The organism is Candidatus Krumholzibacteriia bacterium (assembly GCA_029865265.1).
In the GTDB taxonomy this organism is placed as follows: domain Bacteria; phylum Krumholzibacteriota; class Krumholzibacteriia; order WVZY01; family JAKEHA01; genus JAKEHA01.
The window spans coordinates 23881-32520 of the sequence record JAOUHG010000035.1 but is presented as its reverse complement, the minus strand read 5'-3'; the positions used below and the strand labels follow the sequence as shown (position 1 = coordinate 32520).

Sequence of the window (8640 nt, the reverse complement as noted above, 5' to 3'; positions counted from 1 at the left end):
ATAGATGTGGTTGTCGAGCAGGGCGGCGAGCAGGTTGTGCGCGGTGGTGATGGCATGGATGTCGCCGTTGAAATGCAGGTTGATGTCCTCCATGGGAATCACCTGTGCGTAGCCGCCGCCGGTGGCCCCGCCCTTCATGCCAAACACCGGGCCCAGCGAGGGTTCGCGCAGCGCGATCATGCCGCTCTTGCCAATCTTTCCCAGCGCCTGGCCGAGTCCGACGCTGGTGAGCGTCTTGCCCTCGCCGCGGCTGGTGGGGGTCATGGCCGTCACCAGGATGAGCTTTCCGTCCGGGCGGTCCTTCCATCGATCCAGCGCTTCCAGGCGGATCTTGCCCTGGTACTTGCCGTAGAAGTCAAAGTCGTCCTCGGCCAGTCCGAGCAGCGCCATGTACTGGCGCATGTGCACGAGTGGCACGTCGCGGGAGATTTCAAAACTGGTCTTCATGGGAACAGGCGTGCTTGTAATCATGGTGTTGGTTTTGCGGCCGGTTGTCCTTTGAAAGAGAAGATAACAAGCCGGGGTGCGACCCGCAACGGGCGCGGCGATTCCTCACCTCGACATGCGGAACTCCGCAGCCATCTCTTCTCATCTTACGCAAGAAGACCCCGCCATCTTGCGATGACGGGGTCTTTCTCTTTTGCAGCATTTGGGCAGGCGTTAAGCCTACCAGCGGCTGCCGCCGCCACCGCCGCCACGCGGCTTGTCCTGCGCCTCGTTGACTTTGAGCGCGCGACCGTCCATCTCGTACCCGTCGAGGGCCTTGATGGCAGCGGTCAGGCCGTTGTCGTCGATCTCGACGAAACCAAAACCGCGGGGGCGGCCGGTCTCGCGATCGTTGATCAGCGATACGGACGCAACCGTGCCGTGCTTGCCGAACAAGGTCTTGATCTGGTCTTCGGTGGCGCTGAAGGGCAGGTTGCCCACGTACATTTTCTTCATCTTGTCTTATCTCCAAAGTGCCGGAGGTCCGGCTCAACAGGGACCCTCGGGATCCCCGGCAAGTTCCGGGTTTCCGTTGCGCCCCAAATGTGGTTCAACAAAGGCGTCGAACCGCGACCATCCGCTGCGACTTAGGAATTTCAAGGGTTGAGCGACTCTTTGAGAGGGAAGCTGAACGAGATCGTCCCGAGGGCGTTTAGGTAGGTCTACTGGAAGGTTACGTCCCGCGCCCGGAGAAGTAAAGGTCTATTCGTGAAACGAGAGCCCAATTTCAACGGCGGCCCTCTCACCTTCACCAGAAACAGAAGACCCCGCCATCTTGCGATGACGGGGTCTTTCTCTCTTGCAGCATTTGGGCAGGCGTTAAGCCTACCAGCGGCTGCCGCCGCCACCGCCGCCACGGGGCTTGTCCTGCGCCTCATTGACTTTGAGCGCGCGCCCGTCCATCTCGTACCCGTTGAGGGCCTTGATGGCAGCGTCCAGGCCGTTGTCGTCGATCTCGACGAAACCAAAGCCGCGGGGGCGGCCGGTCTCGCGATCGTTGATCAGCGACACGGACGCAACGGTGCCGTGCTTGCTGAACAGTGCTCTAACCTGGTCTTCGGTGGCGCTGAAGGGCAGATTGCCCACGTACATTTTCTTCATCTTGTCTTGTCTCCAAAATGCCGGATGTCCGGCTCAACAGGGGCGCTCGGGAACTCCGGCAAGTTCCGGGTTTCCATTGCGCCCCAACCAATGTGGTTCCACAAGGCGTCGAACCACAACCATCCACTACGACAGGGAATTTTCAAGGGTCGAGCAACTCTGCGAGAGGGAAGCTGAACAAGATAGTCCCGAGGGCGTAAAGGTAGGTCAACAAGGAGAATACCCCCCAGGCCCCCGGAAGTAAAGGGCTATTTTGGAGCGCGGGCCGCCCCCCATCGACGTCTCCGCCCACCGGCATCTCCAGCCACAGCGCGCGCAGGGACAGGTTGATGTCGTAGATAAAGAGAATCAGACCGGCGATGAGGCATGCCAGGCACAGAGAGAAGACCGCCACCACCAGCCACGCGATCGACAGGCTGAAAAGCACACCCGCAAAGAGACTCATGATCAAGAGCGCCGCCAGCAGCACGCTGGAGGATGCCAGCGCAATCGCCGCGCGCACCACCCTGGCGCGGCGCGCCAGGATGCGGAGCTCGGCCAGAATGAGATCGCGCACCGCATCGGGCTCGGTACGCGATTCCCGCGTCAACTGGCGCGAGCGGTCGATGATGCGGCTGAAGCGGTTCGTCATCGACAGCATTACCAGCCCCACGCCCGACACCAGAATGGTCGGGCCGATGGCCAGTTGCAGGATGGGAAGCAGGTCGGTGAGCGTCACGCGACCATTCTATCCCATTGGGGCGGCGCCCGGCGACGTCGAAGATCTCCAGTGTAACGAGCCCCGCGCACGCTTCAGTCCGCCCGGGCCGGGCGGTCCCGGCAGGGATTGCGGCCCTCCAGCACGTTGACCGTCCGGCGCGCGGACTCGCGATTGCCGGGATTGGCGTCGAATTCGATAATCGACTTCAGCGTGGGAAGCGCGCCGATCACGCGCGCGTTGTTTACGGAATTGATTGCCGCGCCACGCACGCCGGGGTCCTCGTCCCCGAGGAGATGGATCAACGCGTTGCCCGCCCCCACCCGCCGGTCCGCCGGGATGCCCCCCTGCATGACCATGCCGATGCCGTAGCCGGCCGCGCCTCGCACGCGCGCGTCGGGATGGTGGACTCGCTCCAGCAGGAAATCGAGGCGCGAGTCGGTATCGAAGTCGAGGATTGTTATCAGCTGAATGACCTGCAGACGAATCGGCACCGGGAGCGAGTCGCACAGCGCCATCAGCTGCGGCGCGACCCGCACCGTCTCGCTGCGCTTCAATCTCAGCATCATGAGTGCCGACTGCTGCGCCTGCGCGGTATCACGCAGCGTTGCGAGATAGAAGTCGATCTCCGCGGGCGTGTCGCGAACGCGTTCCAGGCGGGTCATCCACGCCGACAGAACCTGCACGTTGCACCGCATGACGCGGCCGTTTACCACGATTTCGAAGCGATGCGTCGCCGGCGGAAGCTCACCCACGAGTTCCGACAGCGGAATGGACACCCGCCTCGACTCTCCGGGCGCCAGCGTCAGGGGCGCCATTGTGCTGTCGGGCTGAAAGCGGGCGTCCGCGCGCGGCACCCAGTTCTGCTCGTGCAACTGGGGACGAAAGTCGAAGCCGGTGCCGTAGGTCATGCGCCCCTGGCTGATCTCCATGGCCGGCACTTCGATTGGCGCGTCGGTGGCATTACGAAAGATGATGTCGATATTCACCGGCTCACCGATATCGAAACGCGGCGTGATTACCCGATACGGGTATGCGCGCATGGTATCAACGACCGTGTCGAACTCCGTCGGTGGCATGACACGATGGGGATGATCCGCGTGAACCACGCCGTCGGCATCCCGGGTGAGGAACCAGATCTGGGAGGTGCCGGTGTAGCGCCCGTTCTCAACGCGCGGACAGGCGACTTCCGGATAATTCTGCCAGCGCAGGAGGAGCGTGTCGCCCGGCGCGACCTCCCCCCAGATCACGCGTTCCACCACCAGTGGACCTTCCACCACGTCCATTCCCGCTTCGCGGTGGCTGCGGGTGTCGCTCAACGTGGCGACAACAATGAGGTCCGACTGGGTGACGACGCTCTCGAGGCGCATTGCGGCCCACATGGCGTGGGCGGCGGAAGAAACGAGGCACAACAGGACACCGGCCAGGATCATGGTTCGACGCATGGCAACCTCCGGGCGGGGTCTCGCTGCTGGATCGAATATGTATTGCGGCGGGCGATCGGGCCACACCTTATTGGCCCGGCGTGAGTATTCGATGCACGATGTTCCGCGCTTCCGGGTAGATTGCCGGGTCGTTGCTCGCGCGCGGACCGGCCACGTTGAGGGTGTCACCCGCCAGACCCGACAGCCATTCGCGGATGACGGCAGCCGCCTTCGCTGCGGGAGTCACCGCGAGATCCACGTGCAGGACCGGTTTGCCAAGCGATTGCGCGACGGACTCGGTGAACTTCGAGCCGCCGGAGAGCGGGCCATGGGAGAGAATCAATGTGGCGTCGGAGTCGCGGACGTTCCAGCGGGTGCGGGTCTCGTAGTCCTCGCCGGGGGTCTCGCGCAGGTTGGGATAGCGATCGGGGATGACGCCGTCTTCGGCCTTGCGCCCCCTCGGCACCCAGCCCCCGGTTTCGACGCCGAGTTCAAGAGCGGCGTCGAGCGCCGCACGGTCGGCACCGGTCTGCGCCCCCGAGACAATGCGCCGGACGATCACGTCACGCTTCGCCCCACGAGGCAAGGATGCGACGCTTCTTCTCTTCGTCGAAGTCCTGGCCGTACAAGGCGAGGAAGAGATACTTGCGCATATGCTCCACTCCTTCGGCGCCATAACGCACGACAATCCCAGCGCGAACGATGTCCCGAAGGTTTTCGGACATACTGCAGGCGATCTCGACACGCTCTGCTGGAGAGGTGCTCATGGTATTCGCGCCCCGCATCACACCACCCGCGTGATTCGTCCGCAGTTGGGGCACTTCATCTGGCTGGCCGAGAAGATGGGCGAGAGTTGCAGGAGGTGGCCGCAGTTGCAGGAGAAGCTCTCCCACTCCTTCGTGCGGCGCGCGTATTCGAGCGGCGCGTCCTCACCGGATACCCCCTCCACCGGCTTCGCGAACGGAACCTCGCCCGCGGCGCCACCCGCCACGGCACCCGCCCCCACGATGGCGCCCACCGCCGCCGCCACTTCCGCAAACTCGCTCACCGTCGCCTTGGGAATTTCGTTCTCGCGCGCGCAGCGCGGGCAGTGGATCACCGGGTCGGCGTAGTCGGGCGGCACCTTGATCTTCAGGCCGCACGCACACAGGAGAAACGCGAACCCGTTGACGGCGCGCATGAGGTCCATGACGTTGCGCGCCTTCTGCTTCTCGCTCTCCTCGCGCACCACGTCCGGATGCGCATCGCGCACCGCCACCCGCTCGTCCTGCTTGATGGCCGAGGCCGGCAGCAGCATGGCAGGCTTGCCCATCACCTTTGCGAACGCGTGCTGGTAGCTCAGGTACCCGGCGCCCTCGCTCATCCCGCGCAGAATCGCGACGCGCTGCTCGATGGGCGGGTGGGTGGCACCCCAGCCGGACGCCGCCACCTTCTTGCCGTCCTGCAACGGGGCCACGATGAACATGGGGGCGTTCACCTTGTTGGCCGCCTCCAGCGGCAGGTTGCTGGCGGATATCTTCTCCAGGGCGTTGGCCAGTCCCCCGGGGTAACGCGTGAGCCGCACCGCGCACGCGTCGGCGAGGTACTCGCGCTTGCGCGAAATGGAGAAGTACAGGATGCGCGCAAAGACGGGGCCCAGGATGGCGAGAACGATGGCCGCCACCAGCAGCGGCCCGCCGCCGCCACCACCGCCGCTTTTCTTGGACGAGCGGTAGCGCCGCCCCGACGATCCCCCGCTCATCCACATGCCGCGCAGGAACACCTCGGACACGAGCACGATGCTGCCCAGCATGATGGACGCCAGGGTGAGAAACTGCACGTCGCGGTTCATGATGTGCGACGTCTCGTGCGCGATCACGCCCTGCAGCTCGTCGCGGTTCAAGCGCGTGAGCAACCCGGCGGTCACCGCGATGGCCGAGTCCTCGGGCCGGAGGCCGGTGGCGAAGGCGTTGGGCGCCTTCTCGTCGATGATGTAGATCTTCGGCATCGCGGGCAGTTGCCCGGCGATCTTCATCTCCTCCACCACGTTGAAGAGCTGGGGATGGACGTCCGGGGTGACTTCCCTGGCGCGGCTCATGCGCAGCACCAGGTCCGGCCCCCCGAACACGCTGGCGGCCGACATGATCACCCAGATGGCGACGGCGACGATGATGCCAATCTGCCCACCGCCGCTGCCCATGACGGTCTCGCCGATGGCATAGCCCAGCAGCACCAGCAGCGTGGCCATGCCCGCAAAGAGCAGCATGGACTTGCGCCTGTTGGCGGCTATGAGTTCCCACATCATAGGCGTTTAGCGCGTGAACTGAACCTTGGGCGCTTCGCGCTGCGTGGCTTCCTCGATTTCGAACATCTCCTCGGGGCGGAAGTTGAACATGCCCGCGACGACGTTCGACGGGAACATCTCGATCTTGTTGTTGAAGAAGAGTACCGCGTCGTTGTAGGCCTGGCGCGAGAAGGCGATCTTGTTCTCGGTACCGGTCAGTTCTTCCTGCAAGGACAGGAAGTTCTGGTTGGCCTTGAGATCAGGATAGTTCTCCACCACCAGCATGAACTTGGAGAGGGCGCCGGTGAGCTGTGTCTCCGCCGCGCCCTTGTCGGCCACCGTGCCCGCACCCATGGCGCGGCTGCGCGCATCGGTGATGGCGGTGAGCGTTTCGCGCTCGTGCTGCATGTAACCCTTGGCGGTCTCGACCAGGTTGGGGATCAGGTCGTAGCGTCGCTTGAGCTGCACATCGATCTGCGACCACGCGTTCTTCACGCGGTTGCGCAGCTGCACCAGCGAGTTGTAGATGCCGACGAAGAAGAAGATCGCCAGTGCGACGATTCCCAGGAAAACCAGGCCAGCTATTGTCATGACGCCCTCCTAAGGGTTCGGACTATGAGCGCGAGCCCGCCTGCGGCCCGCGAAATATGGCACTCAGAAAGTCGTGAATCCGGTCTGCGGCGGGAAAATCCGACAGCGCCACCAGCGCGTGCAGTTCCCCGCCATCCAGCCAGGTGCCATGACCGTTTTCGCACCGGTCGATGCGAAGGCCCACACCGTTGTCACGCGCCACCCGTACCTTCGCCATCTTCTTCTCGCACATCGGGCAGCGGATGGTGCGCTCCCCGCCCCCGTCGTCGGGGCGCATGTTGGCGCGGATCTCCTCCCGCCCGGCGGAACCCGCCAGCAGGAGGTCCATTTCGTCGGGGTCAAGCCACACGCCACCGCACTTGAGACAGTGGTCCACCTCGATCTGGTTCAGTTCGAGGGCGACGATGGGCTTCTCGCATCTGGGGCAGTTCATGGTGTCCTTCCGCTGGCTCCTGTTACACGCAAGGCCGGCGCCTATTCGCGGGGGATTCTAGAGGATGATCTCCAGGTTGACACGGGTTTCTTTGCATTACCTGTAGGCCTTCCCGAGGCGCCAGACTTCCTCGAGCGGCAGCCGGATCCCGCGGCACACCCAGATGCCAACGCCCGTCTCGTCCGGCATGGCGTAGCGGGCGTGCGTGCTTCCGGCTTCGACATACTCCTCGAACGCATCCCCGAGATCCTCCGGCCCGATTCCCACCGTGATCACCACACGCGCGCTGTTCCGGCCCGGTCCCCACAGGTGGTAATTGTTGTGGGTCGACACGGCGGTCGGCAACCCCAGCGCACGCCCGTAGTAGTTGAGCGCCCCGGCGTTGCCGTAGTTCCTGCCCCAGATGAGGCAGTCAGCGCGGTCCTCATCCGGTAGTCCGCGAAATGTCTCCGCAACCTGTTCGGCGAGTTCCTGCCACCCGAAACGATCCGCATAGAACTGTGGCAGTTCCGCGGTCTCGCGGTTCTCCCCCGAACTGCCGCCACCACCGGTCTTGTGCATGTACGCAATGAACGTTTCTACCGGAAGCACGGGCACGGCGAAGGGTGTGGTGACCAGCATGCACGCGGCAACGAACACCACCACCACCGGCCTGAGCCAGCGCAGGCGCCCCGCCGCCACACCAACGGCGACGCCGGTCGCCGCGATGACGGCCGGAAACACGGCGTCCACGTAGTAGGGCTTGCTGCGTTGCAGCATGAAGAATGCAATGGCCGCCACCACCATCCAGCCCAGCATCCGGAAGCGCCGCAGCGAGGGCAGAAAGAACAGCGCCGCAATCCCAACCAGGTGCAGCGGTGCGAGCGGCGGGCTCATTTCCATCATCACGCCAGCCAGGAAACCCGGTGGACTCAAGGCAGTGATCTTGTAGCGCTGCGCGTTCTCGATGAACTCGCGCGTGGGCCAGCCGTTGGAAATCTGCCACAGCACATGGGGCAAAAAGATGAGCGCCGCGATTGCTCCCGCCAGATAGGGGCCGCGCGTGCGCAGCCAGCGCCGCTGCGGCGTAACCAGAGCCCCCGCCAACAGCGCCACCACGAACACACTGACGCTGATCTTGTTCAGCATCCCGATCCCCACGCACACGCCGAGCGCGACCCACGTTCCCGTACGTGGCGCTTCGATGAGGCGCAGTACCAACAGATATCCCGCCGCCCAGAAGAGCAGATCGAAGGCATTCATGGAGTAGATGCCGGTGATGCCCAGGTAGCATGGTACCGCGAGGGTGATGAGGGCGGCGAGGTTCACGCCGAATCGCGAGGCGCCCATGCGCCGCGCGAGTGCCGCCACCACGAAAACCAGCGCGCCGCCGGCCAGCGCCGGGATCACGCGCAGGGAGAAGAGAGAATCGCCAAAGACCACCTTCCAGCCGGCGAGCACGGCAATGGACAACGGCGGGTGGTCGACGTAGCCCCAGGCGAGGTGATTGGCGCAGTCCCAGTAGTAGAGTTCGTCGCGGAAGATGCCGTAGTTGAGCCCGGCGGTGAGGTGAAGCGCCACGGAAACCAGCGCGAGCGCCAGCGGAATCCACGAGCCCCACCCGGGTGCATGCGGTGCTGATGGCTTGGGACTCTCAAATGAGAGA

10 protein-coding genes are annotated in these 8640 nt (G+C 64.2%); all 10 read right to left on the bottom strand.

What is annotated here, in order from left to right; translation table 11 throughout:
• A partial coding sequence (locus tag OEX18_13060; protein MDH4338195.1) for a formate--tetrahydrofolate ligase occupies nt 1–447 on the bottom strand: 447 nt, incomplete at its 3' end.
• A 219-nt stretch (nt 448–666) separates the two neighbouring features.
• Nucleotides 667–942: an RNA-binding protein gene (locus tag OEX18_13055; GenBank protein ID MDH4338194.1), complete on the bottom strand. Its 276-nt coding sequence runs from the start codon at nt 940–942 to the stop codon at nt 667–669.
• A 369-nt stretch (nt 943–1311) separates the two neighbouring features.
• Nucleotides 1312–1587 (bottom strand): RNA-binding protein, encoded by a 276-nt coding sequence (locus OEX18_13050; protein MDH4338193.1) that lies wholly within the window; start codon nt 1585–1587, stop codon nt 1312–1314.
• Nucleotides 1588–1729: 142 nt separating this feature from the next.
• Complete coding sequence (locus OEX18_13045) at nt 1730–2305, bottom strand: DUF2721 domain-containing protein (protein ID MDH4338192.1); 576 nt, start codon at nt 2303–2305, stop codon at nt 1730–1732.
• Between the two features lie 74 nt (nt 2306–2379).
• Nucleotides 2380–3729, bottom strand: a complete 1350-nt coding sequence (locus tag OEX18_13040; protein ID MDH4338191.1) for a HEAT repeat domain-containing protein — start codon at nt 3727–3729, stop codon at nt 2380–2382.
• Between the two features lie 67 nt (nt 3730–3796).
• Nucleotides 3797–4270, bottom strand: coding sequence for a putative molybdenum carrier protein (locus tag OEX18_13035; GenBank protein ID MDH4338190.1), 474 nt, complete (start codon nt 4268–4270; stop codon nt 3797–3799).
• A 222-nt stretch (nt 4271–4492) separates the two neighbouring features.
• A complete protein-coding gene (locus OEX18_13030) occupies nt 4493–5953 on the bottom strand; it encodes a M48 family metallopeptidase (protein MDH4338189.1) in 1461 nt (486 codons plus the stop codon).
• A gap of 45 nt (nt 5954–5998) precedes the next feature.
• The gene (locus OEX18_13025; protein MDH4338188.1) at nt 5999–6562 is read right to left on the bottom strand and encodes a LemA family protein; all 564 of its coding nucleotides are present in this window, start codon (nt 6560–6562) and stop codon (nt 5999–6001) included.
• A gap of 22 nt (nt 6563–6584) precedes the next feature.
• A complete protein-coding gene (locus OEX18_13020) occupies nt 6585–6995 on the bottom strand; it encodes a zf-TFIIB domain-containing protein (protein MDH4338187.1) in 411 nt (136 codons plus the stop codon).
• Between the two features lie 96 nt (nt 6996–7091).
• Nucleotides 7092–8555, bottom strand: coding sequence for a glycosyltransferase family 39 protein (locus OEX18_13015; protein MDH4338186.1), 1464 nt, complete (start codon nt 8553–8555; stop codon nt 7092–7094).
• Between the last annotated feature and the right edge of the window lie 85 nt (nt 8556–8640).